General features: G+C 46.5%; 20 protein-coding genes. 16 read left to right on the top strand and 4 right to left on the bottom strand.

Translation table 11 applies throughout. The annotated features are described in order from the left end of the window. Nucleotides 1–147 precede the first annotated feature (147 nt). The 4 genes from JW881_14860 to JW881_14845 all read right to left on the bottom strand — a co-directional run bounded on the left by JW881_14860 (nucleotide 148) and on the right by JW881_14845 (nucleotide 5,226). Nucleotides 148–2,700: a xyloglucanase gene (locus tag JW881_14860; protein ID MBN1698794.1), complete on the bottom strand. Its 2,553-nt coding sequence runs from the start codon at nucleotides 2,698–2,700 to the stop codon at nucleotides 148–150. A 402-nt stretch (nucleotides 2,701–3,102) separates the two neighbouring features. Further along, nucleotides 3,103–4,212, bottom strand: coding sequence for a helix-turn-helix transcriptional regulator (locus tag JW881_14855; protein MBN1698793.1), 1,110 nt, complete (start codon nucleotides 4,210–4,212; stop codon nucleotides 3,103–3,105). A 216-nt stretch (nucleotides 4,213–4,428) separates the two neighbouring features. Beyond that, nucleotides 4,429–4,938: a hypothetical protein gene (locus JW881_14850; protein ID MBN1698792.1), complete on the bottom strand. Its 510-nt coding sequence runs from the start codon at nucleotides 4,936–4,938 to the stop codon at nucleotides 4,429–4,431. 6 nt (nucleotides 4,939–4,944) lie between these two features. Next, nucleotides 4,945–5,226 (bottom strand): glutaredoxin family protein, encoded by a 282-nt coding sequence (locus tag JW881_14845; GenBank protein MBN1698791.1) that lies wholly within the window; start codon nucleotides 5,224–5,226, stop codon nucleotides 4,945–4,947. Between the two features lie 305 nt (nucleotides 5,227–5,531). Between JW881_14845 and JW881_14840 the strand changes: the two genes are divergently transcribed. From JW881_14840 to JW881_14765, 16 genes are all read left to right on the top strand, one after another. Continuing rightward, entirely contained in the window at nucleotides 5,532–6,074 is a 543-nt protein-coding gene (locus JW881_14840) for a hypothetical protein (GenBank protein ID MBN1698790.1), read from the top strand. 1,090 nt (nucleotides 6,075–7,164) lie between these two features. After that, the gene (locus JW881_14835) at nucleotides 7,165–9,996 is read left to right on the top strand and encodes a hypothetical protein (GenBank protein ID MBN1698789.1); all 2,832 of its coding nucleotides are present in this window, start codon (nucleotides 7,165–7,167) and stop codon (nucleotides 9,994–9,996) included. A gap of 216 nt (nucleotides 9,997–10,212) precedes the next feature. Continuing rightward, nucleotides 10,213–11,109, top strand: coding sequence for a 4Fe-4S binding protein (locus JW881_14830; GenBank protein MBN1698788.1), 897 nt, complete (start codon nucleotides 10,213–10,215; stop codon nucleotides 11,107–11,109). Nucleotides 11,110–11,198: 89 nt separating this feature from the next. Beyond that, nucleotides 11,199–11,675, top strand: a complete 477-nt coding sequence (locus JW881_14825; protein MBN1698787.1) for a hypothetical protein — start codon at nucleotides 11,199–11,201, stop codon at nucleotides 11,673–11,675. A 24-nt stretch (nucleotides 11,676–11,699) separates the two neighbouring features. Further along, complete coding sequence (locus tag JW881_14820) at nucleotides 11,700–13,064, top strand: cellulase family glycosylhydrolase (protein ID MBN1698786.1); 1,365 nt, start codon at nucleotides 11,700–11,702, stop codon at nucleotides 13,062–13,064. A 193-nt stretch (nucleotides 13,065–13,257) separates the two neighbouring features. After that, on the top strand, nucleotides 13,258–13,737 hold the full coding sequence (locus JW881_14815; GenBank protein MBN1698785.1) for a hypothetical protein: 480 nt from the start codon (nucleotides 13,258–13,260) through the stop codon (nucleotides 13,735–13,737). Between the two features lie 148 nt (nucleotides 13,738–13,885). Beyond that, on the top strand, nucleotides 13,886–14,542 hold the full coding sequence (locus JW881_14810) for a flavodoxin family protein (protein ID MBN1698784.1): 657 nt from the start codon (nucleotides 13,886–13,888) through the stop codon (nucleotides 14,540–14,542). Further along, nucleotides 14,539–15,552 carry a beta-lactamase family protein gene (locus tag JW881_14805; protein ID MBN1698783.1) on the top strand — a complete coding sequence of 338 codons (1,014 nt, stop codon included), beginning with the start codon at nucleotides 14,539–14,541 and terminating at the stop codon, nucleotides 15,550–15,552. The genes JW881_14810 and JW881_14805 overlap by 4 nt, the downstream gene beginning before the upstream one ends. A 233-nt stretch (nucleotides 15,553–15,785) precedes the next feature. After that, entirely contained in the window at nucleotides 15,786–16,346 is a 561-nt protein-coding gene (locus tag JW881_14800) for a GNAT family N-acetyltransferase (protein MBN1698782.1), read from the top strand. An 80-nt stretch (nucleotides 16,347–16,426) separates the two neighbouring features. Continuing rightward, the gene (locus tag JW881_14795; GenBank protein ID MBN1698781.1) at nucleotides 16,427–16,987 is read left to right on the top strand and encodes a DUF3795 domain-containing protein; all 561 of its coding nucleotides are present in this window, start codon (nucleotides 16,427–16,429) and stop codon (nucleotides 16,985–16,987) included. Between the two features lie 68 nt (nucleotides 16,988–17,055). Next, nucleotides 17,056–17,604: a GNAT family N-acetyltransferase gene (locus JW881_14790; GenBank protein ID MBN1698780.1), complete on the top strand. Its 549-nt coding sequence runs from the start codon at nucleotides 17,056–17,058 to the stop codon at nucleotides 17,602–17,604. Nucleotides 17,605–17,679: 75 nt separating this feature from the next. Next, nucleotides 17,680–18,177 carry a GNAT family N-acetyltransferase gene (locus JW881_14785; GenBank protein MBN1698779.1) on the top strand — a complete coding sequence of 166 codons (498 nt, stop codon included), beginning with the start codon at nucleotides 17,680–17,682 and terminating at the stop codon, nucleotides 18,175–18,177. Nucleotides 18,178–18,397: 220 nt separating this feature from the next. Beyond that, the gene (locus JW881_14780) at nucleotides 18,398–19,264 is read left to right on the top strand and encodes an isoprenylcysteine carboxylmethyltransferase family protein (GenBank protein MBN1698778.1); all 867 of its coding nucleotides are present in this window, start codon (nucleotides 18,398–18,400) and stop codon (nucleotides 19,262–19,264) included. 172 nt (nucleotides 19,265–19,436) lie between these two features. Next, nucleotides 19,437–20,243, top strand: a complete 807-nt coding sequence (locus tag JW881_14775) for a hypothetical protein (GenBank protein MBN1698777.1) — start codon at nucleotides 19,437–19,439, stop codon at nucleotides 20,241–20,243. A 183-nt stretch (nucleotides 20,244–20,426) separates the two neighbouring features. Continuing rightward, a complete protein-coding gene (locus tag JW881_14770) occupies nucleotides 20,427–21,167 on the top strand; it encodes a methyltransferase domain-containing protein (GenBank protein MBN1698776.1) in 741 nt (246 codons plus the stop codon). A gap of 17 nt (nucleotides 21,168–21,184) precedes the next feature. Further along, nucleotides 21,185–23,314 carry a CotH kinase family protein gene (locus JW881_14765; protein ID MBN1698775.1) on the top strand — a complete coding sequence of 710 codons (2,130 nt, stop codon included), beginning with the start codon at nucleotides 21,185–21,187 and terminating at the stop codon, nucleotides 23,312–23,314. The last annotated feature ends 79 nt before the right edge of the window (nucleotides 23,315–23,393 follow it).

The following is a 23,393-nucleotide window of genomic DNA, read 5'->3' as shown; positions in this document are numbered from 1 at the left end:
TCCCCCCCCCCGCCCGCCCCCCCCCCCCCCCGCCCCGTCTCCGGCCGCTTTGAGGGACACGTAGCCCGGATGGAACCGGGCCCGAAGGAGCTTCGGGAGGGGACTCCCCGCAATACCGTCCCCAATCCGTCGGCTCCTATAAAATCACTAACAAAATTCGGATACAAGCCCCACGTAATACCGGGCTATCATCAGTGCGTCCACGATATTAATGGTGCCGTTGCAGTCGACGTCGGCCGCATCGGTAATAAAACCGGCCGGTTCCAATCCAACATAATACTGCGCCGTCAGCAGCGCGTCCACGATATTGATCGAATTATCGCCGTTCGCATCCCCCAATGTCACTCCCGGTGTTGCCGTCGGGGTGGGGGTCGGGGTGTCCTGCGGCGGGGTCGTGGGCGGCGATGTAACGGTTCCCCCCGATGGTTCGCCGCAGATAATTCCGCGGCCATTGGTCCCGATATACACCCGGCCGTACACCCGCGGGTCTCCGGTAATCGTCTTCCCGGTCCACGCCCATTGATGACGGTCGTCGTTGATCCGTATCCATGAATTACCGCGGTCGTCGGACCTGAAAATGCCCCGTATGCCGCCGATCCGTGCGCTCGTGTAGACCGCCATGTAATCTTCTCCGGATGCGGCCTTCCCGAACCCGATCGTATCGGCCTCTTCCACATTGGCAAGCGGTGAAAACGTCGCGCCGGAGTCGGTCGAATGATAGAGACCATCTTCGCCGCCCGCGAGCCAGACGTCGCCTTCACGGCCGGGGATCGCTTTTACCGACGCTTCCCCGGGAAGACCTGAGACCGTCGAGGTGAAGGTCGCACCGCCGTCCGTACTCACGTAGAACCTTCCTTCGGAAAACCCGTAAAACTTTTTCGGGTTGACCCGGTCGGAGGCGACGATCGCCTCGGCGGGCAGACCCGACGACGACATCCACGCCGACCCGCCGGAGTTGGAGTAGTGGACCTGGGAGCCGGCCGGGCTCCAGACAACGTAGGTTCCGTCGGCGCCCACGGCGACCGTTCCCCCGTCGGTAATCCCTGCGGGTTCGTTGTAATTCATGGTCCATGTCCTTCCCCCGTCGTTCGACATTCCGGAACTTTTTTGCACGATATAGTTGATTTCCTCTCCGCCTTTTCCCACGCGGTAGACGAAACCCGGCTTCAGTTCGGCATAATCCATACTCGAAGTGGCAATCCTCGGCTCGCTGAAGAACGCCTCGGGCACCTCGTCGAGCCGCTCGTGGCAGAAGCCGTAGATGTCCCCGAGGCCGCTCAACAGGGGCGGTCCCGATGGTGGGCTGAGCAGGCACAATACCGATGTTTCTTCGAGTCCTTCGCACATGACCGATATATTGACGGTACCGCCGTTATCCCAGCTCGTGAGATTGTTCGTACCGTAGATGGTGGCACCGGTACCGTACATCATTCTGTTCGAATCGAACGGATCGATTTCGAGCGATTCGGTCATCCAGCCGAGTTTGGGCAGCACTTCCGCCTCGCCAGGCCGGCCGCCCCATTCGAGCCAGGGCGCGTCCGAGACGTCCTGGCTGTAACGGAAACTCCTGGAGGGGTAGGAGACCCAGTCCCATATCTTGCTCCAGGTGTTTCCGTGATCGGTGCTCCGCCAGATGATGGTGTCCGGCCACCACGAGCTGTACGCGGTGATCATGACGGTGGACGGGTGCTGCGCGTCGATGGAAAGCCCGCTGTAACCGAAATAGTTATCGCCCTCGCCGGTTACCCCGTCGTTTTCGACCGGGCTTATGCACGTCCATTCGCCGCTCGCCGTGCCGTAACGCCAAACGTCACCCATCTGGCCGTCGTACGGTCCGCCGTTGTCGCTATAGGCGATATACAGGAAATCGTTTATCGTGTCGAGTTTTCCCTTATGGGGAAGAAGGCCTGTCGGCTGGCCGGGAACCGCCTGCCAGGCGGACCCCCCGTTTGTCGTGCGGTAGACGCAAGTGGAACTCTTGTCGGCCACCCCGACATAGATGGTCTGTGTGGCGCCTCCGGAGGAGGCGGTGTCCTTGTCGAAGGTCACCCAGTAGATCCCCTGTTTGTCGGCGGTGTAGTCGTTCGACGGATCGTCGACGTAGTTGCCCGGATTGGGAAATCCGCTTACCTTGGACCACGAGACCCCGTAATCGGTGCTTTTCCAGAGCCCGTTGCCGCTCGGAGCGCCGAGATAGAGTATCCGGTTGTCGTTGGGGTCGACCGCGAGGCGTTCGCCGCAGCCGCGACCCGGCATGTTTCCCCCGAGCTTGAAGGGGAGTTCCGATATCTCCCAGTTTTCACCGTAGTCGCTCGACCGGAGAATCGCCCCGTTTTCGGGGTCCCATGAATTTGTATAGGTGCCGCAGGCGGCGTATACCCGCCGAGGATCGACCGGGTCCGTCGCGAGACTGACGACTCCGGTCAATCCCCAGTCGTCCCACCCGATCCAGTCAAGCAGCGGGATCCAATGGCCTGTGCTTTTATCCATGCGGTATGCGCCCCCGATGTCGGTACGGGCGTAGATCAGGTCTCTTTCTGCGGTATTAAAGACGATTCCCGGGATAAAACCCCCGCCGGCTACACGGACATTGTGCCATGTATACGGCTGTGACGCCTGGGCCGCCGCATCGATGACGCCTGCGCCGAGTGCGAGGCAGATTGAAAGCGCAATAATAGACACAGTTTTCGATTTTCTCATGCAACAAATCCTCCTTGGGTATTATTGGCAATACCGTGACAGATGACCTGCCTCGACGTGTGTCATTATCGGGGCAAAGGCTGTGTACGGTGTGTATAAACACCGCCTAAGCCGGGGTGTCTCCGGGATGGCCTTGATTAAGATAAACAGCATTAGTGCGGAAATGATAATAACACCCAATAATTTTTTTGTATTTATCATCTTTTTCTCCCTATATCGAACTGTGTTCATTTTACTTTTTCGCAGTGTATCACGGGAGGAAAGGGTGAGTTCTCAATTAAGGGTGCCAAATATATCAATTTTATGAAAAAATATATAAGTTTTCGAAAAACTCATCATGCGGCGGATATGCGCAATATGATTGCCGCCTGTCCGGATAACGAAAACAGGAAATCCGGGCTGCTACGATTTTTGTTTTTGTTCCCGATATTCTTTCGGTGACAGCCCGACACTCATTTTGAAGATATGGCCGAAGTAGCTGTTCGAATTATAACCGAGCCTGAACGCGATTTCATTGATATTCAGGTCCGATAGTTTAAGCAGGCGCTTTGCCTCTTCCATTCGGAGCAGGTTGATCAATTCCTTGAAGGCCAGCTTGTATTCATCCTTGAGAATTTCCGATATTCTTTTTTTTGAAATTCCCGTCTCCCTGTTCAGGACGGCCAGGGATATGTCCGGATCATTGTAATTCTCTTTGAGAAAGTTATTTATCTTTTCACTGTCCTGCGTCCGGTAGCTGATCAATTCGATTTTATTGTAGGATGAAATAAGATCCGGTTTTTTACCGTGCCATCTCCGCCTCCGCAACCGCCTCCTGAAAAAGTACACCGCCGTCATGTACCAGGCTAGTGCCGAGACGGCAATCAGAACCACGGGCAGCATGGACGGCAGGAACGAAATACGGTCGATCGTCACGATATCCGTGACGCCGATCAATGCTTCCTCGGTAAAGAAAATCTGGATTTTCGAAGCATAGGTGAAATTGTTTTTTTCGAGTTTTTTTCCAGGAACATACAGGTTCAACCACCACTCTGGGTCCCTGAAGGAGCCGAAGGGGATATCGTAGGTGTGCGTTCCCGGACCGATGTCTATCGCGGTTTCACTGTGTCTGAGAGGTTCCATACCGTTTTCTATGATGGTGATTCCGGGCTCGAAGGTCCTCAGCGCGACGGAAAGCCGGCGGGCGTTTTCCGTTGAAAGCGTAATCCTGATGGCATCGTATCCGGACAGGTCGAGAAAAGGGAACGACTGCACCAGATTAATGCCGATTCCGGCGAACGGGTAGTCGCCTCCGAGGGTGTATTCGATACTAAGGCGTGTTCTGGTATTCTCGAAATTATTGATCACCGTTTCACCGCTCGCATACGCCCAGAATCCCTGGATAAAAAAATGTTCGGACGGAAGAACCACGAGGGGGTTCAAGGGAACGACAAAGACGAACAGGGTGATGATGCCCAGTGCCGGAAGAAGTATCAGTATGATGATGACAATGTATTGTATCAATCCTTTCATGACAATAAACTATTGTACTACAAGAGTTATTTTACTGCAATATATCTTTTTTTAATTTAGTCGAGTAAACCCGACGTTTATTTATGTTTACCGTGATTTTCCCGAATATCGCACGACATATGTCCTACGATAAATTACCCGCATTTGTGTTACCTTGGAAATACCGGTTATTACCCGGAAATAAGCGGTGAAGATATTCTTCATATGAGGCCCCGCCTACAGGAACCTGGTGAAGCGTTCCTTTTTCGCCTTGCAGACGGGACACACTTCGGGCGGATTGTCCCGCGCGCAGAGGTACCCGCAGACATTACAGCGCCAGACCGGGTGGGAGAGTGATGCAAGCGGCTCGGTCTTTTTTTGTTCTTTTTTCATGTCTCGTTCCTCCTTCGAAGGGCGGCGCTCGGGAATGGGGCGGATTTCCTTTTTACCGTCGACAACTTCCTGCGACACATAGAGGCCGCAGTAACAGGTCCCGTAATCGAGAAGATCCGGGTCCCGGTAGTCGCAGGGACAGATGATGTCGAGGTCTTCTTCCTTGTTTCCCGAAGCAAGACGGCAGGGACAGGCTTCGTATCCGTATCGGTCTCTATTGACGATAAGTCCCTCGACGAGGTCTTTTGTCATCTGCGTGTCGGGATTCAGGAGGTACCCGCCGGATTCGGCGTCCGCGTTGAGTTTTTTAAATAATTTATCAACGGCGCCTGGATCGACGCGATGTTCGGCCATCGGTGTTCACTCTCCCAGCACTTCTTTTATCTTGTCCGGATCGTAGGTGGGGATACAGACCGAATCGTTTACCACGATGAGGGGATAGGCGACCCTCTGTTTCCACCTGAGCACCTCTTTCCGGATGATTTCCTTTTCGTTTTCGGGAAGCAGATCCACATCGATATAATCATAGGCGATATCGAGGTCGGATAAAAGCTGTTTTGTTTTTTTGCACCATATGCAGGTACTTATCGCGTAGAGAATGATTTTCCCTTTATCGTTGCCGCCAACATGTGTAAACTCCATACTCCCCTCCTTTGTTCCGGCAATCTCCGGTCGCAGAATACAATTGCCTTCCGGTATATGATAAAGCTTTTTATAAAAAAAGGAAAGCGGCTATCGAGGCTTTTTACCGGGCGTGGACGCAGGAGGGAGACAGGGAAAAGGGGGTGCATGAAGAATGTCGGAAACCAGTGATATTATTTACATTAATCGGACAGCGATTAACACAGGGGAATGATTTTTTATCTCCTTTATTAAAAAAAAACAAAGCAATATGCATTTTTTTAGCGTTATACAATGTATAAAAATAATTACGCAAGGAGGGTCATATGATAGAAACCTGTCGGCATGAATTTCATTTTATCATGACGGATTTAATGAGAGGGAAGCTTCGTAACCTGATATTGTTCGTTTCAAGTCGTTCGTTATCCGGCGTTATTGTCGGGATATTGTCCCGCATCGATCCTTTAATCATAAAGGAGCATAAATGGGGGAGGCAACGAATGAGCCGGTATCGTACGGTCTCTGATAATCCCGATGAAAACCGGGAACATGTGCACGTGTATTTTTCTGAGGATATGTATCGTAAGATAAAGCTGCTGCATGCGGATTTGAATTGTTATAGTATCGCGCAGCTTGTGCGGTGGTTGTTGGAGTTGTTTTTGGCGATGGTGGAGAGATATGGCAATAAGGTTATTGATGAATTCGAGAAAAGATTTCAGAAATGGAGTGTTGAGGAGAAGATGCTACAACAAACCTCGCGAAAGAATTTACGACAATTGTTTACAATAATTCAACATTTACCGGGTGGAGATAGATTGATTTCTCTCTATACGAATCATTATTCGCCATTTTGGATACTTCGGCTTTAAAAACACATTGACAACCTACTCCCCGCTTTCCCTATGTTCACTCAGGATAAAAAAGACGGAATAATTATGCCTGGCAGGTCGAATACAATCATCCATATAAAATACCGGGCCCGTTTTTTATGCAATTATCATGGCTCCCCGGTCTCCTCATTAAAAAATAATTGAAAGAAATGAACAAAACAAGCAATTATTCAAGAGGGACCAAATATTTAATAAATGTGGAAGTACGGGTTTTTTTTATTGAGATAAAGGAGAAACTGCAATGCCGGTTCTTTACGTCGGTATAAAAGTATTATTTACGGCACGAATATTGCATTTTTTTCATAATACCTTATACTGTGGAAAAGGTTTTTAAAGAGACCTTTTTACAGAAAGGCTTCCGGCAGCCTGTTTCGGCGGCGCCGGTGGCCAGCCCGGGAGGGACAACTGGGGAGGGGGACGCGCTGCGATAACCCTTTAAAAACATGTTTAGTGGGGCAAGGGGAGGTTCGTGCATCCGGGTTTTTCGGACGACCGTTAACGGGGATACACGAAAGGCCGGGAAATGGTATGAAGAAAGGAAGAAGAATTTAGACTGGATGTTAAGAATGGGTTTCCGGGATAACGACGGCCGGGTGGTAGTTATGACAGTTTCGGAGAATTGAAGTATGAATATAAAAACTGGGGACATGTCGGGCTGCATATCGGCAATAACGATGTTATCCATGCCTGGAACGTCGTGAGAATCGATAATTATATGGACATTGAAAAATTACCTATACCGCCGGGCTGGACGGCACCCAAATATATCGGCTGGACTCCTGTCAAAAGAATTTTCAAGGGTTTCAGATCACGATCATGAAACCCATGGTATTGGCGTTAGCTGGAAGAATATCATGACTACGGGGAAATCAGGTTTATTTGTGTACGGGTGTCAGAATTTCACAGGTAATGTGTTTATTAATATACTGATGATTTCCGGTTCGCTGCATGACCAAAAAGAAAGGAGAGGACCAGGCAAAACAAGATATGATATATACGCTATAGATCAAAAATGAATTAATCAATACATGATTAAGAAGTATGAAAGCTATTATGTTAAGGAGGAACTATGTTTTTTAAAAAGAGGGCAATTGCCCTGTTTATGTGTCTTTTGGCAGGAATATCAGGTAATATAATCCGGTTATCCGCCCAATCGTATAACCGGGTTTGGGACGGTAATAATCCGTTCTACCAGCCTGTTGTTACCACGAATTATTATGGAAGCGGGGATGTTGATTCGGACGGAGTGTTGACTGTAAACGATTTATCCATACTGGTAAACATGAGTGTGGGATTATACGCGGAAAATATACAGGGTGATGTGGACGGAAGCGGCGTCGTCGATATTCTTGACTATCAGCGGGTGTATAATGCGGTCAACAGCGGCCAGACACTCCCTGCACAGTGGAACAAACTCGATGAAACAGGCCGTATAAACTGGGTAACAAAATGTTTTACTCTTGATAAAACGAATACGTATAAGTACCAGTGGGGGTTTGTCTGCGGAAATTTCGCAAATCAGACCTATTTTAATTTTACCGCATATAAATGCGATATTTTTGACGAATATTATGAAACCATCTCATCGAATTTCAATATTCCTTTGTATCGTGTCTCATTGGATGCCCATGACGGGTCAAACAGTCATGCGATTAATGCAATATTGATCGGGGATGATCCTGAGGATTTTTACAGCTGGCTGTTCATCGAACCACAATCCGATGAGACGATGAATATCGTTGACTGGATTGAGTATAGAGTGAGAATTCAGGTCGTATACCCTAACGAGCTTGCCGTTGTCTTTTATGATTACCCGACGAAAATCGTTTTTGACATAGATGCAAACGGGATTCCCACATATAATGATGAGATGTCGGCTCCGGATTTCTTAAGAGAGAAACCTGCACAGCCTTCATACACTCCCAATACCGCCACCCATATATGGAATCCACGGATTATCGGGGAAGGCAATGGCCTCCTGCTTTACAGCAAGGGAAGGAATGATTTAACAGGTCGCAGCGATATCCATGTTTCCGAACTTCCATTTGATACGGAAAGCGTCGGTACCCCATTGGTCGACGATCCGGACTTTGGCAGCCGGCTTCTGGATTACTGTAAAGGACCGGACGGTACAATTCATCTTCTGTGGAAAGGAAAAGAAAAGGATAATATCGATGACGGATATGGAAATATCGTCGATTGTGAAGTACCCACCGTCTATTACCAGACATTCGATCCGGTGACAAAAGAGATCGGGGAGAGAATACGGCTCGTTTCCGGCACAAGACATTTTGCCGCAAGCGGAAGAATCGTCGCTACCGGTAACAATGAAATCCATGCTTTCTGGCTTGACAATGCTGCTTTATCTGATGAAACCATTGCCCCGAAAGGTATTTTCCATACATGGGCAGTGTATAACGGCACACCTGAAAATATGGTGTGGCAGCCCCTTGAAATGCTCGAGAAAAAAATACTGGATCAGGATTTCAAACCTGTCATCAAAGAATGGCTTGGTATAAGGGCAAGAGTCGACTATCACTTCGATGTTGCCGTTACCGGCTACAACAGCATCATGCTCGGCTGGGTCGAAAGACATCCAACCAGTCCGTATACGAACAACATTCTGCTCAAGGTGCAGGAATACGATAACGGGTGGCAGCAGGAAACCGTACTGGAAACGGATAACGTCGTCGGTTTGAGCATGGTATCTGATTCGTATAACAATATACACCTCGCCTATTGGGCAAATGACAATCCCTCGGATTATCCGGGAAAAATTTACCACATGGTCTTCGACGGCTATACGTGGGGTACGCGAACGTTGGTCGACTCAAGCGGCAATGCAAGCGATGTCGATATAGCGGCGGGACTTGACGGCAAACTCTTTCTTGTCTGGGAACGTGATCTGGGGAGTAGCGTTGTTCCGGCCTGGTGTCCCTATGAATACAATTCATGGCAAATCATTGCGGAACTCCCGGTACGTTCCGGTGCACAGGCGTGGTATCCTGCTGTGGCGTGTCTTTCAGACGGCAATCCGGCCATATGCTGGTCATCCCTGTCGAGCGACCTTGCCACAATAGAAGTGATTCAGCCCGTTGCCGGCCCTACACCGGAGCCAACGCCGGAGCCAACGCCGGAGCCGACCCCTGAGCCCGGCGCACTCCCATGGATAGAAACATTTGATTCGGAATCCGGAGGAAGGTTCTCGATACGACAAACGACCCGGACATGGACTTCCGAGAGTATCGACATATCAGGTGCAGAGGGTGTTTCCGTTTCCGCGGAAATCGAGGGGGTAAATGCACAGACCATGGAGACAACGGACTACCTTAACCTGTACTACAGCATCAATGGCGGAAGTTATGTGGCCTGGTCCCGGAATACCGACGGGTTTGCGTTAACGACTGCAAGTATTTCCGGATTAAGCGGGAACACACTCCAGATTCGCATTGAAGGGAAAACCAGCGCTTCGGACGAAACCTACTATGTCGACAATATTCTTGTTGAAGCGGCGGGCGCGCCGACTCCGGAACCGACCGTTGAACCGACCGTACCGCCGACAACGGAACCGACCATAGCACCGACGCAGGAACCCACCGTCGAGCCGACACCGGATCCGACTGCCGAACCCGGAGGCGGCTGTACCTGTGATGCGGGATGCAGTTCAATAACGGTAATAACACCAAATTTTGCCAAAAACGGTATCGGGGAGTTCTGTTTTGAAGCGACGACACTCGGCAATTATATCAACTCGTGGAATCTTGCCTTTTTGGAGGTCAATGGAGTTAACTTTACCAATATGTATGCTGCCGCATCCAACCTGCCTGCGAAGATCGACGGTAAATACTATGTGTACTACAAGAGTACGGTTGCCTGGGGGCATTTCGAGGCAAAGTACTGATGATAGGCTGCCTCTATAAAGAGGAAAAGATAAAGGCTGTCCGGTTTTTTACGGACAGCCTTTGTCGGTGCGGTTTGTTTTAATAGAAGCTGTTTTGAAATACAACGCGAACTAATGGACAATGGTATGCCGCTGAGTGAAGCGGCATACCGTTCTCAAGTTAATCTCAATATGATTTCGAGGTGGATGAAAGAATTATAAATGAGACATTCTCAAATGAATGATGGTTTCGTCAATGGAGAAAAAATCAGGATCATCCCGATAGAACGACTGCTTACATTGAAAAATGAAGTCGATCATTTTAAAAAAGGTTATGAACTTAATAGTTTTCAGAAATGGATTGTTGATGACTTATACATCTTTGAGCTTCCGCATGTGGATTTTCCTATTAAATCAATCATACTCATGGCAATTCCCCATCCGTTTTATGCAGAAATTGTGTTTACCATGAATAAAAAAAAATATAATTGTTTGAGTCCGGTGATGTCTGATTTTGAGAAAGCGGAAAAGACATTAAAGAGACTATTGGCGACACATAGATATCTTATTTGTAAAACACAAAATCTTCCGCTAAAACGTTTGGCTGTTCAAAGCGGGTTTGCCGTATATGGCCGTAATAATATTTGCTATATAGACGGAATGGGCAGTAATTTTTCTTTTGCCGCGTACTACTCGGATATGCCCTGTGATGATGAGTACTGGACCGATGTCGCTATGGCGAGACGATGCACAAAATGCAAAGCGTGTTTTGCACATTGCCCTACCGGTGCAATACGGAAAAACGGATTTTTAATAGACAATGAAAGATGCTTATCATATTGGAATGAAAGCGCTGAGCCATTTCCGGAATGGATGCCGAAATCCGCTCATCATTGCCTGTATGATTGTATTAAATGCCAGGTTATTTGCCCAATGAATAAAGATCAAATAAAACATACTGTCGGACCTGTTCGATTTAACGAATCAGAAACAAATATGTTGCTATCCGGTTTCATTTATGAGAGACAATCCGTCTCATTTAAAAAAAAGGTGAAATATTTGGGATTACATCAATGGCCGGATGGAATATCAAAAAATATAAAAACACTTATCGCATTGAATAATATTTTATAAGAACTAGAACTTACTTTAGTAGTGCCGGCCCCGGTTATTCGATTACCGTTATATAAAAAAGGGTATGCCCCAACAGGTGAGACGATAAAATGAGAGATAAAATAATAGTAGCGGAACATCGCGGTGGACAATTAACCATAAATAATCATAGAAAATTGATGGCATGGGCAATATTGTGCTTTGAGAGGGTATTATCATTTTATGGAAAAGAATTGGATGAACCTTTAATAAATGCCATAAATATCGCGAAAGAATGGGAAAAAGGCAAATGTTCAACGGGTGACGCGATTAAAGCATCGAGAGAAGCGCATGCGTTTGCCGGAACAATTGAAAACAGGGCCGCATGCATGGTTGCACGCGCAATAGGCCATGGGGTGGCAACCGCCCATATGGCCGATCATAGTATGGGAGCGGCATTATATGCACAAAAGGTGCTGAAGTTATCGGGAAAATCCTTTGAAGAGGAACGAAATGTGCAAGTACGAAACCTGCATGATTTACCCGATGACCTTAAGGCCTTTATTATTAATATGATGAAAATCAAAGCGAAAGGGTTAGGTCTGTGATACTTCATATAAAGGAGATGCATAATGAGAAAACGCGTTCCGCACTATTTTCTGTTATTTTTAATTATATTATCATGTATTCATATTAATGGCATAAAGCAGGGAAATAATCCCGGACGTCCTGAATTGGGGAATGGGACGGTCCTTACCTGTCACGGCACCATATTGCGTGGCGTTTACTGGTCCCTTGATGCAAGTGGAAAATTACCGGACCGTGAATCGGTAAGGGAAATAAAGGACTTCGGAATGAATTCCCTGCATGTTTACGCGGAACGGCATGATTCAGACGTCCCGGCGGGCTCTTACGCGGAACAGATGGATACGATCGTCAAATGGTGCGGCGAAGATGATTTGTACTGTGTCATCACCATCGGGGGCGGCAGTCATAATGGAATGTTCGAACTCGATTTTGCGAGAAAATTCTGGAATACATATGCTCCGCGCTATAAGGATAGACCCTGGGTGATTTATGAAATTTACAATGAACCCTACACGGGCTGGCGTCCGCCGTATGACGCAAAAACACTGGCCATGGAACAGGAGATGTATGATTTGATTCGCAGGCATTCCCCGGATACGATGATCCTGCTTTTTTCATATGCGGGATTATCGACTGCGGAAGATGTTATACGGGATATCAATCGGCTCGAAGTGGACTGGAGTAATGCCGCCGTGGCTTTTCATGGCTATGGGGGAATGACTGCCGAAAACATGCAATCCTTGAAAGCGAACGGCATCAACATAATATGTACTGAATTGTCCATTTCTTCGTCTTTTTCCGACGAACAGGTGAACGCGGAAGAGATATATAAATGTGAAACGAACGAAATATCATGGCTCGTTTTCATGCAGATTAAGAAAGGATATCTGGACAGCTGGAGGTTCAAGGAGGAAATCGATAAAAGAAATCTCGGCTGGAAGCCGGATTCCGGGAAATGGCCGGCCGGTCCTTCCCGATATATTCCGCCCCGCAATCTTGCCCTGGGAAAACGCACTATTGTATCATCCGTTGAAAACTACAGGGGTCAGAACCTTCTCGGGAAATATGCAACGGACGGCGACGATCTCACCCGGTGGGGCTCTGGATTTGCAGACGGCCAGTATATCATCGTCGATTTTGGTACGCCGATGAGTTTTAACGTAATTGTCGTTCACTGGGACGGCCAGTATGCGGTTGAATATGATGTGCTGATATCCGACGATATGGAAAACTGGGATCTTCTCCACAACGAGGCCGATGGCAAAGGCGGTGATTCATGGCTTTACTGGAAAGAAAGAATCCGTGTTTCGGCAACGGCGCGGTATCTGAAATTGTTTTTGAAAAAAAGGCGAATGCAATACGGCTTTTCCATGTATGAACTTGAAGTTTTTAATACGGAGAATCAATAAAAGAAAAGTATCCCGAATATATAGACATATGGAAACGTGCTGAATCCCTGCCTGGTATTGACGAAAATGATTTCGTACAGGAATGAGTGGGCAGGGTGCTATATTTCTGAAAAATACTAAATCGTTAAAATAATATTTAATTGACATTTTAAATAATAAAAGTTATTTTGCTTAATAATGCCAGGAGGAAGAAATGACAATATTAGCGACAATTATGAGTCTTGCAATGATAATTGATCTCATTCTATTATTAATAAGCCCTAAATTTTATTGCTCTATAGGCATCCCAATCAAAGCGGTTACCATTCCCAACTCTGGAACGAGGACAATGACTGGATTAAAAGCGGGATTGATTTCTAATTTTAATGGGTATAAATATTGGAATGATGATAATGCTATCTGGTTTCGTACAAAATTTAATTTATTAACTTTATATACAGTCGGTTTCTTATCAATTACAAAAGGACTAGTAGTCAAAGAAGGGGAAAATTACAAATGTTTGCACGTTATGAATTTATCAACTTCTTTTGCGTTATTATCTTTCCTTTTACTGCCGTTTTTTTATACTATTGATTTCATTGGAATTATCTTTTTATGCATATTGGGTCTCATTATGGTCGGGTTTACTCTGTATCGGAATAAACAGTTTAATGAAATGACAGAATTAATATAACATTAGAATAGCGCGGCCGGATAATGTGCAATTCGTTTACGGAAAATCAATATAATATTACTTTAAACATCGAGTTGTTCCCTGAAAAGCGGTATTTTCATTGCAGCCTTCAGTTATCGAAAAATTATTTACTGGAGATATAAATAGCTTGAAAATACTTGCCATCATCGGCACGAACAGAAGAAACGGCACAATCGAAAGATTGGTGAATAGCTTATTGAACGGGGTTGAAAAAAGAGGCATTCATCGTTATGAAAAAATCAATCTTCATGATTATAAAATCGGGAACTGCAGGGGGTGTTGGGTCTGTGTAAAAAAAGGTACCTGCATTATTCAGGATGATGTTCAATCGTTAATCAACAAGGTTATTGCATCGGATGTCATCATATTGGGGATTCCTTGTTATTGGGGAAATGTACCCGGAATTGTAAAAACATTTTTCGACCGCCATACAGGGTATGTTATGCAAAAACCCCGGGACGCAGAGGAATTCAAATCAATGAAAACGATTGATAAATTCAAAAAAATGATCCAGCTTTCCCGTCATTTCGGGCCGATACCGGCATACAGAAATAAAAAGTTCATACTCATTTCTTCAATGACCGTCCCGTTTCCGATATCATATGTTTCCGGCGACCTGCCCGGACTTATGGGGGCGATTCAACGCTATGTGCATAACATCCGCGGGAAAATTATCAGGAAAATCATCTATACCGATTCACTTTTTAAAATACTGGAAAGAAAAGAAGAAAGATACTTGAAAAAAGTATTTTCTATTGGATATAATCTGGTAAAGCAAAAATGAAGAAAGAAATAGTCCGATTCGCCGGGGAAACAGGCTTCTCGGGGAATATCTCCATTTACAGGAGATATGATGTTATTCTCGATGAGTCTTTCGGATATAGAGATATGGCAAATAATCTCAGGAACAATTCGGAAACGAAATTCGGTATAGCCTCCGGTACGAAAACATTCACGGCCGTCGGGATTTTAAAACTGGTTGATAAAAAAAAATTGACACTGTCGACAAACATGACGGACCTTTTTAAAAAGGATATCGGATTTATCTATCCCGGGGCGACAATCAGGGATCTTCTTGTGCACGCTTCCGGGATCTTCGACTATTATGACGAGGAACGTATAGAAGACCCTGACAATTTCTCCGTATCCGTCCCGTGGTATAAACTGGAAACACCGGGTGATTATCTGAGGTTATTTGAAGGGAACCGGCCCAAATTCAAACCCGGAAGCAGGATTTCCTATTCAAACGGCGGTTATGTTTTTCTGGCTATCATAATCGAACGATTGACCGGTCTATGCTACAGAGAGTTTATGGCAAGGGAAATCTTTTTGCCTTTGGGAATGTCATCGACCGGATTTTATGCCTTTAACGCACTCCCGGGAAATACTGCAGTCGGCTATATCCGGAATGATTCGGGCTGTATTTCAAACATATATCAGCTTCCTCTTAGAGGCGGAGGCGACGGCGGTCTTTACACGAACAGCCGCGATATGGCGGTGTTCTGGATGAGGTTGTTTAATAACGAATGTTTGAGTAAAGATGTATTGGATGAATTCAAAAATGCCCATGTTGAACTCTTTAGCAGCCAAAAATACGGCCTCGGCGTTTATATCGGAGAACTGGGCGGAAGTATTTGTTATTCAGCCGCAGGGTGTGATGCCGGGATCGGTTTTAATTCGACCTTCGTTCCCGAATCCGGGCTGACGATCAATATTTTTTCGAACAGGACGGACGGTCATGAGGGATTGTTGAAATTTATAAAAGAACACGGCAGGGAGATATTGTCAATATAAGGAGGTTTCCACTCGCGGCAGTCCCGTTTTTCCCGGTTTCCCGGTAGAGAGGGTTTTCGACAATTATATCGATGACGGGTATGATGTCGATAAGGAAGGTTTGATTATTATCGCGGAAGAGCGATTCGTATAATCGTAATTTTCGGAAAAGGAGAGAGGCGTATGCCGCAGTCGATGTATGGGCTGCCGGGAGGCCGTTCAGGGCGCACGTAATGGCCCGCCTACGGGTAACGATGAAAATAAAAGGAAAAAGAATCTGTCTCAGGGAATATACTCAATACGATTTCACGGGGTTTTATAAACTTGTTTCAGATCCTTTAATCAGGAGATTGTCGTTATTGCGGACGCCGAAAACGGAGAAAGAGGCTTTTCTCGAGTTCGAAAACATAATAGCCGACCGGAAAAGGCAAGACAGAAAGAGGTTCATCTGGGGGATTTTCCTGCTGGATGAAGATGTCTATATCGGGGACGCGGGGTTTGAGATAATCAAACACAATGAAACGGGAGGAATCGCGGAAATAGGATATTTCCTGGACAAATCTTATTGGGGAAAGGGGTACGCGACGGAGACGGCATCCTTGCTTATTGAATACTGTTTCACGAAAATGAATATTCACAAGGTTGTTGCGAGTTGTGATATGAGAAATACGCCTTCCGAAAAGGTTATGATTAAATGCGGAATGAAAAAAGAAGGAGAGTTCCGGCAGAATCGCTATAAGGATAACGAACGGCATGACGAGTTAAAATACGGAATATTGAAGAAGGAATGGCGCGAAAGACGCGACGAAGAATAACTTCCCGTGTGTCTGTCACGGCCGTGACCGGATGATCTTTTTCGTGTTTTTTTGCATCCGTCATATAAAGGGAGGATGAAATGAAATTGTACACAAGAACATACCCGTTGTTTTCATTGTGCGGACTCAACTGCGGATTGTGTCCCCGTTATCAGACGGAGGGAAGCTCGAAATGTCCCGGCTGCGGCGGGCCTGATTTTCATCTGAAACACCCGTCCTGCCCTGTCATTACGTGCAGCAGAAAGCACGATAACGTCGAATATTGCTTCCAATGTCGCTCATACCCCTGCGAACGATATAAAAATACCGGTACACTCGATTCATTCATCACCTATAAAAATGTATTGGCCGATCTTGAAAAAGCGGAACGGGACCTCGATGCGTACAAAAGCGTGCTAACCGAAAAAATAATGATACTCGAAAAACTGGTTAAAACCTATAATGACGGAAGAAAAAAGAATTATTATTGCATAGCCGTTAATCTGTTAGAGCTCGTCGATGTGAAAAACATCATGAAAACGGTCGAAAGCGACATTGATAATCGGGACATAAGTCATAAAGATAAAATTCACAAGGTGATCGAAATGTTCGAGGAGAAGGCGAAAAAGAATAAGATCGACATAACGTTGAGGAGGGGCTGAACGGTTGGCGGGATTTCCATATATAACCGCCGGTATGCGGCGCTGTATGACGTATTTAAGGAGGGACGATGTTCGTCAATCTTTCTGAAAGTTCTCCCGGGATCAGGAAGCAGGCCGCGGACGTTCTCTATGCGGCATCGAAAGCGGTAACTTCGGCATCATGGGACACGTTTGAATCCTCCGAAAGAGAAGTGGAGGAATGCTGCGGTAACGGCAATATCGCGATCGGATATATCCGCAATGGCGAATTGCTGGGCTGGGCGGGGTTGAGACCGATGTACGGAAACGTTACCTGGGAACTGCATCCGGTAATGGTCAAACCTGGTTTTCAAAAACGGGGAATCGGCACAAGGTTGTTGAACGAAATCGAGAGAATCGTAAAGCGAAGAGGTATATCGAATATCGTGCTTGGTACTGACGATGAAATGGGAAAAACAAGCCTGTCGAAGGTCGATTTGTACGCTTCGGATATTTTTCATGAGCTTGATACTATCGAAAACATCGGCGATCACCCCTTTGAGTTTTATCAAAAAAACGGATACAGAATAATCGGCGTTATTCCGGATGCGAACGGATACCGTAAGCCCGATATTCTCATGGGTAAACGGATAACATGATGCTGAGCACGATTCAGGTGACGGTCGCCGCATTGTTTTGTCTCCGTGAAGCGTTATTTTACAGGATGTGGATATATGGAATTCGTAAAAATAAATGCCGATCAGAATGGAATATTGTTATCACTGTTATCCGATGCGTATGCGGGATCGCCGTTGTATTGTGGACTATACATGGTGAAATGGCGGGAGTTCGACGACTTTATTTTTTCGAATTATCATGCGACAAGTAACCATCTCTTCCTTTCGGTTGAAAAAGACGAGATTATCGGATTTTTCAGCTGGGACCCGCATGGGCTGCCGTCATACATTCGGATAGGACATAACTGCATTGTCGGAAAATATAAAGGCCGTGGGATGGGGAAGCAACAATTGCTTCATGGGATTGAAGAAATGAAATCATTGAAACCGGAAAAGATTGTCGTTAATACAGGGAATATTCCCTTTTTCATCCCGGCGCGTAGAATGTATGAATCCTTCGGTTTTTCAAAAACGAATATCATAAAGACCAATGATGAGATTGTTCCTGAAACAATAACGTATGAACTATACTGCCGTGTTGGGCGGGAAACTTAAAATATTTAACCCGGAATATTTGACCGGGTATCAAAATAAAGACGAATGTCAATGAAAGTTCATTTGGCGACCTTGACCGACGCGGCCGTTTTTACTACCGTTTATTGACCATTAAATGCAGTCTGACGGCCAAACGGATACCGGAAGCCGCCAAACGGTATGAAGGTCTTAGGGAAGCGTCCAATGCATGATAATTGACGACCGGCCGGGGAGGTATCGTATGCATCTGAAAGGATTCGATAAGTTCGTCGAGAAAGTCCCGTATCTTTCGGGGAAAAAAATCGTGTTCGTTTTTCTCTACGTTCTCGTTATCGGCGCGATCGAATTTGTGATCCTTACCGTTTTCTATCGGCTTCCCGGCATATTGATGAACACAGGCGTGAATGAAGCGGTCTTAGCCTTTTTTCCGGCAGCGGGCGTTCTGTGCATAGGGGCTGCCGGATTTATTTTAGTTTATCAGATGTGGCGGCAGCGCGGCAGACTCAGGAAAAAATACGGTGCCGGTTCATACCGCAGAATACTGCCCGTCGGGTTGGCCGGAATCATTCTCATCATCATGCTTTCTTTTTATCAATTTGTTCCTTTTTTCGATTTTTCGCCAGCGTTCTGGGCAGCGTCTCGGTTCGATTTCCTCGCCGTACCGCTCGATTCCCTTGCGGGTCCGGCGGCGCCCGTGTTTTTTGCCGTCAAGTGTGTCTTCGCTTTTCCGCTTCTGGGCCTTGGTATCGCGACAGCCGTACGCGCCCTCCTTACCTTCGGATTCGACTACATGACGGTCGTCTATCTCTATTTCCCGGAGGAAAGCGAGATACAGAACAATAGAATTTATTCGGTAATCCGGCATCCGGCGTACGGGGCTGCGATCGTCATGAATCTCGCCGGGACGCTTTTTACCCTCACATTATTGTCACTGGTGTCGTTTATCCTCTTTGTTCTTGGGTTCTGGATTCATTTACGCTTCGTGGAAGAGAAAGAGCTGCTGGAAAGATTCGGAAAGCAATATAGAGAATACATGAAACAGGTGCCCGCGTTTTTTCCGAGACCAAAGGATTTCGGCGTGCTCTTTGGTTTTCTTGCCGGCAGATAAGAGCATGAACGGAAAAGACGGGCCGAATAAACATCCCTTCCGGACGGTACCGGTATGAAAAAAGACAAAGCAGCAGTCAGGCTTAACTCCCTGCGTAAAGCGGTAAGCATTCCCAATGAAAGACGGATATCGTCACTATCGAATGGATTACGTAAAGAATGAGGAGAAAAATATGAAAGAACCAAAGAGAATCATCGATTTCAGTAATGAAATAGAAGCGACCCTGTTCTGTAGAATACTTGACGAGAACAATATCCCGTATCATCTGCATTCGCTGAACGATACGGCCTATGACGGCATATATCAATTTTCTCACGGCTGGGGATTTCTTGAATCCCTTACGGAACATGAGGAACGAATTCGCGTCCTTTTTGAAGATTTTAAAAATTCCAGGATTATCGAACAGGAAAATGAACAGTTTGATGATCCTATTGAGAATGAAGATAATAAAAAGAAAATCGATAAATTTGACATTATATCGATCTGTATAATTGCCGTACTTTTAATCTTCCTGATTTTTTTTATCCTGGAAAATTCAAATTTGAAAAGGGAAATAGCTTATTATAGAAATCGTCCTCTTTTAAAAAACACTCATGATAAACAAATCAAAGGCATAGAATCACGTTGGAAAGATTCGAATATCCTTAATACACAATATTATGATGAAAACAGTAATTTGATATATGAAAAGTCGATTAGTTACGATACACGCGGCAATCATCTCGCTACTTATTATGATGAAAACGAGAATGGAATCAGTGAAAAATGTATTTTGTATTCGACATCCGGGGTAATGTCTGTTGAAATGTCGGATCGAGATGAAGATAAAAGGACGGATAAATGGATAAGCTATCTCTCCGATACCGCTTATCTTATATGGTATGATCAGGACAAGGACGGTATAGCCGAGCGAGGAGAAATTTATAAAGGCGGCAGGAAATATAAAGAAGTAGATATTTTTAATGATTTTCTGAATTGACCGTCCGCTTTATTACCATACTTTCGATGTACAGCGGCAGTGAACGACTGTATAAAATAACGGCTGCCGTGCGAAATTTTCGATATAATCGATCCTTTGTAAAAATATGGCAGAATTACGGCTTTCACTAATTTCATTTTCCCATATAATAGCGATATATACAAATAGTAAAGGATACCGGTGATGAATGAGACCGATGTATTGGATTTTTTTGAAAGCGGATTTTATGAGGATTACTGGGGCTGGGAATTCGACGAAGGGGAAGCGGGAGAAACCGCCATGAAATCCATGGCACTGCTCGGCGCGAAAGGGGGTCACCTTCTGGACTGGTGCGGCGGATGGGGCAGGATTTCGATTCATCTTGCGGGTATGGGATTCCGTGTGACGATACTCGATTTTACACAAAAGTACCTGGAAAGGGCAAAAACCGATTTCAGAAAACGGCGCCTCGAAGTCACGACTGTCTGTGTCGACTGCCGGAATACCCCGTCGGATATCAGGGCGGATTATGCATTGTGCTCCTTTAATTCGATCGGTTTTTTGTCCGATGACGAACAGGTTGCGGCATTTAAAAGCCTGGCAGGGGCGTTAAAAAAAGGCGGGAAAGTCGTTATCGATTGCATCAATCAATTGTTTCTCGCAAGGTACTTGCAGCCGGCCATGAAAAAAACAAGGCCGGACGGCATACAATGCGTTCAGCGAAACGTTCTCGATCCATTGACGAGCGTCCTCCATTCGGAGTTCCGGATTGAAGGCGATAAGGATGCCGCCGCCAGGCGATTCAGCCAACGGATGTACACGCCGCTTGAATTGAGGATAATACTCGAATCCGCCGGCTTCAGTATCGAGCATATGTACGGTGATTTCGACGGCAATGCGGTATCGCTCGATCTGCCGCAGATTGTTGCCGTCGCACGGACATAGAGGAAAGGGGAATATCGATGTTTCAATCACTTGTGCTGAATAAATCGGTGAGCGGAATGAAGCGGACGGATATCTTTTTCCCGTGTTTGCTCTTCAGCGTTCTTTTGGTATCGGGGTGCGTCCATCAGCAGGAAGGGACCGCCGGTCCGATGGCTTCCGGAGAAAAATCGGGCGGCGGTGCAGCCGGTAATCTTTTGATACTGCGAATCGAATACGGCCGGGACGATACACTCAATGAATACAGGGAATATTGTTATGACGAATACGACCGGGTGACAAGGGAATCGGTGTACGGTAAAAAAGGAAACGTCAGGGAGATCAGGTTTTTCGAATACGGCGATGACGGGCCGGTCAGGCAGGTGGTCAAAAACAGGAAGTATGAGATCGAAGAAATCAGGGAATATGTCTATGAGGACGGCCTCCTTGTCGAAAAGACGGTGCAAAACGGCGATAACCGGATAACCGGCCACCACCGCTACATTTACAGGGACGGCCGGCCGGAAAGAGAAAGTGTCGCCGTTTACAACGATCATCTGGAAATCGCGGATGAATATTATTACCTTTATATATATGACGAAGCGGGGCTTGCGAGAAGGGAAACGTACGGGCAGGGCGAAGGGGCAGGGAAACTTCTCGAGACGAGAAGTTATATCCACGAGGGTTCCAAAATAATGCGGGAAGAAGAAACCGACGGGGAAGGAAAACCCGTGAAATATTTTGTCTTCCGTTACGGAAGAAACGGCGACAACAGGAGTCCCGTAGCCGATGACCGGTTGTACGATGAAGTCTTTTCGGATGACGTGTTTCACGAGTTTGTCGTCGAAATCAGCGGGGAAGAATGGGACGGCATGACCGGCGACATGCTCGATTACGCAAAGAAGCACCCGGTGAGGCTGTTGTATCAGGGTGACGGCAGACCATACCGGACCGGCAATTACAGAAAGGCGGACTTCATCTATAAAAAGACCGATGGAGAAGAAATCGTGCTGCGGGAGGTCGGGATCAGAACGCGGGGCAATGAATCCCGGCGGCTGCCCGAGATAAACGGGAAGTATCAGAAAACCCACTTCAAAATAAAATTCGATGAAACCTTCGATCTCGAGAAGGGGACGTTCGAATACGAACGAAAAAACAGCCGGCGCTTCGCCGGCATGAAGGCCCTCAATTTCAAGTGGAGCAGGTACAACACCTGGGACAAATACGCGAACAAGACGAAAATAAACGAGCTGTTCAGCTACCGCCTGCTCGAAAAGGTGGGAGTGACCGTCCCGAAGATGTCGCTTGCGACACTGACATTCAGGATAGACGGAAAGACCGTCGACTACGGTATCTACGGTATCGTCGAGCACGTGGACAAGGCCTTTTTGAAAAGGCGTTACGGCAACGACAACGACGGGGACCTCTATAAATGCCTCTATCTCGACGAGGGTGCCCATCTTACCCCCGAAACCGTGCGCAGTGCCAATGTCGGTGTCAAGGATTTCGATACCAATTACAGACCGATATACGACCTCAAAACGAACACGAAAACGAGCATTCATTCGGATTTCATTAATTTCATCCATAACCTCAATACCAGAGAGGGCGATGATTTCATCGATTATATCGAAGACAATTTCGAGGTCGATAAATTCATCAGATTTCTCGCGATGGGCATCTACATCAGCAATCTCGACGATTACCGGTTTCTCGCGAACAATTATTACCTGTATTTCACCGGGAAAGGAAAGATCGATTTCATTCCCTATGATTACGATATTTCTCTGGGTACGGCATGGCACGGAGAAATGGGGTACCGCGAGTTCATCGAACAGGATATATTCGATACCGCCAACATCCCCGAAAGCTGGGGCGATCGTACGAGAAGGCCGCTGGTCGACAAGATACTGGCGGCGGATGCATACAGGAACCGGTATGTGGCGTACCTTAAGGAGTTCATCGATCCTGAAAAGCGCCTCTTTCTGTTCAGCGAATACAAGGCGGTATACGACCGGTTGTACGACCTGTATAAGGGAAAGGACAAAAACGACACGGCGGACGCCGACCCCATGGGATGGAAGGGGTACGAGGCGGATTATTTTTACGACAAGACAAAAAATGTCCTGGATCAGCTCGGCATTCCGTACGGCGGATACGAGGTGAAGTAAATACGTTACGGCGGATATCTATACCGGTTCGCCTGGAACCGTCTATTGCGGTATGAACCATTATTATTTTCGCTTTGAC

The sequence above is a fragment of the Spirochaetales bacterium genome (assembly GCA_016930085.1).
Taxonomy (GTDB): domain Bacteria; phylum Spirochaetota; class Spirochaetia; order SZUA-6; family JAFGRV01; genus JAFGHO01.
Note: the sequence above shows the minus strand (reverse complement) of the source record. Positions and strands in the feature narration are given on the sequence as shown.

What these genes read in the sequence shown, in the direction of transcription:
- JW881_14845 (MBN1698791.1), bottom strand. Translation starts at nt 5,226, where the DNA reads ATGGAGTTTACACATGTTGGCGGCAACGATAAAGGGAAAATCATTCTC.
- JW881_14820 (MBN1698786.1), top strand. Translation starts at nt 11,700, where the DNA reads ATGAGAAAACGCGTTCCGCACTATTTTCTGTTATTTTTAATTATATTA.
- JW881_14775 (MBN1698777.1), top strand. Translation starts at nt 19,437, where the DNA reads ATGAAAGAACCAAAGAGAATCATCGATTTCAGTAATGAAATAGAAGCG.
- JW881_14840 (MBN1698790.1), top strand. Translation starts at nt 5,532, where the DNA reads ATGATAGAAACCTGTCGGCATGAATTTCATTTTATCATGACGGATTTA.
- JW881_14860 (MBN1698794.1), bottom strand. Translation starts at nt 2,700, where the DNA reads ATGAGAAAATCGAAAACTGTGTCTATTATTGCGCTTTCAATCTGCCTC.
- JW881_14770 (MBN1698776.1), top strand. Translation starts at nt 20,427, where the DNA reads ATGAATGAGACCGATGTATTGGATTTTTTTGAAAGCGGATTTTATGAG.
- JW881_14800 (MBN1698782.1), top strand. Translation starts at nt 15,786, where the DNA reads ATGAAAATAAAAGGAAAAAGAATCTGTCTCAGGGAATATACTCAATAC.
- JW881_14830 (MBN1698788.1), top strand. Translation starts at nt 10,213, where the DNA reads ATGAATGATGGTTTCGTCAATGGAGAAAAAATCAGGATCATCCCGATA.
- JW881_14765 (MBN1698775.1), top strand. Translation starts at nt 21,185, where the DNA reads ATGTTTCAATCACTTGTGCTGAATAAATCGGTGAGCGGAATGAAGCGG.
- JW881_14855 (MBN1698793.1), bottom strand. Translation starts at nt 4,212, where the DNA reads ATGAAAGGATTGATACAATACATTGTCATCATCATACTGATACTTCTT.
- JW881_14850 (MBN1698792.1), bottom strand. Translation starts at nt 4,938, where the DNA reads ATGGCCGAACATCGCGTCGATCCAGGCGCCGTTGATAAATTATTTAAA.
- JW881_14790 (MBN1698780.1), top strand. Translation starts at nt 17,056, where the DNA reads ATGTTCGTCAATCTTTCTGAAAGTTCTCCCGGGATCAGGAAGCAGGCC.
- JW881_14805 (MBN1698783.1), top strand. Translation starts at nt 14,539, where the DNA reads ATGAAGAAAGAAATAGTCCGATTCGCCGGGGAAACAGGCTTCTCGGGG.
- JW881_14785 (MBN1698779.1), top strand. Translation starts at nt 17,680, where the DNA reads ATGGAATTCGTAAAAATAAATGCCGATCAGAATGGAATATTGTTATCA.
- JW881_14795 (MBN1698781.1), top strand. Translation starts at nt 16,427, where the DNA reads ATGAAATTGTACACAAGAACATACCCGTTGTTTTCATTGTGCGGACTC.
- JW881_14815 (MBN1698785.1), top strand. Translation starts at nt 13,258, where the DNA reads ATGACAATATTAGCGACAATTATGAGTCTTGCAATGATAATTGATCTC.
- JW881_14780 (MBN1698778.1), top strand. Translation starts at nt 18,398, where the DNA reads ATGCATCTGAAAGGATTCGATAAGTTCGTCGAGAAAGTCCCGTATCTT.
- JW881_14835 (MBN1698789.1), top strand. Translation starts at nt 7,165, where the DNA reads ATGTTTTTTAAAAAGAGGGCAATTGCCCTGTTTATGTGTCTTTTGGCA.
- JW881_14825 (MBN1698787.1), top strand. Translation starts at nt 11,199, where the DNA reads ATGAGAGATAAAATAATAGTAGCGGAACATCGCGGTGGACAATTAACC.